A 1,171-nucleotide genomic window follows, 5' to 3' on the forward strand; every position below is an offset into this window, starting at 1 on the left:
ATTGCTCAAGTCTTATCTACAGCTAATGAGTGCTGTTATTCCAATTACTCACAATTAATCAAAGCGAGGGGAAATAATCATGCAATCCACAATTACGATGTCACGTACATGGAAGCAACCTCTTTTTGCTATAGGTCAGCGTACACAACAGGGGAGAATTATTGGTATTAATTATTCAACTCAAAAGCAGAGCGAAGGTTGGTACTACTCAATATTGGTCAACGAGACTTCTGGACAAGTAGTACAACTGCCAGAAGCCCAGGTTCGTCTACTTTCAAAACAAGAGATAGAAGCAAAAATACTCGCCGAAATCGACTTGCATCTGGCACGATTAACAATTCTCCAAAAAGAATTAGATGCAGATTTAGAGATTCGCACTCCCTTTGGTACAGTGACCGCACCTCTTTCTCAAACACCTCGCTCATCTAATGGTACATCCAGATTATCTCAACCAAAGAAAAAGGTTAGCGCTTAAGACTCAGACATTGTACTTACTAGAAAAATGCGGAAACTTCGCTTACCAAAAGTTTCCGCAATCCAAACTGTAGTTACAGGTAAAAGTAATTATCGCACATTACATCACGACGCTTCAAAGCGATGAGTTATCAAAACAGAATTCAGGAGTCAGGAGTCAGAATTCAGCTTGGGTATTTTGTACGACTGGTGTATGAATAAACGGCGTTTTTGCACCCCCTCCAAATTGAAAATTTGGTGGTCTTCAATCAGTGGCGGGCCTGAATCTCCCACTGATTGCATTCTGACTCCTGAATTCTGACTTCTGAATTCTTCAATTCAATGAGGACAGTTTAAATGAGTAAAATACAACAGCATCAACAAGCTTGGGATGCGCTGATGTCCCTCAACAAACGCTATTATGTTTCAACTGGTTTTTATGCGTTGGGTGATGCCTATTTGATAAGTAGTAAAGACCCGAAGTACAAAAATCAAATTGTACTTGTAGAACATCAGCAAAAATCACAAATTAATCATTGGGATTGGACAATTAATAAATCCGAATGCTCTCAACAACCAACAATCACAATTAATGGTGACGATGGTAACGGTAACTTGAAACGAAAAGCCGTGTCGCTCAAGGTTTACAGTTAGTTCTTTCTCTTCAATAAGGATAACAAAAATGGAACTCAATTCTGTTTACGATCCCAAGTTACTT

General features: G+C 39.1%; 2 protein-coding genes. Both read left to right on the forward strand.

Annotated elements, in window-relative coordinates; translation table 11 throughout:
- Positions 1–79: 79 nt before the first annotated feature.
- Positions 80–475, forward strand: coding sequence for a hypothetical protein (locus FNW02_RS38215; RefSeq protein WP_191762646.1), 396 nt, complete (start codon positions 80–82; stop codon positions 473–475).
- Between the two features lie 335 nt (positions 476–810).
- Positions 811–1,107, forward strand: a complete 297-nt coding sequence (locus FNW02_RS38220; protein WP_191762647.1) for a hypothetical protein — start codon at positions 811–813, stop codon at positions 1,105–1,107.
- The last annotated feature ends 64 nt before the right edge of the window (positions 1,108–1,171 follow it).

The organism is Komarekiella delphini-convector SJRDD-AB1 (assembly GCF_014831675.1).
GTDB lineage: Bacteria > Cyanobacteriota > Cyanobacteriia > Cyanobacteriales > Nostocaceae > Komarekiella.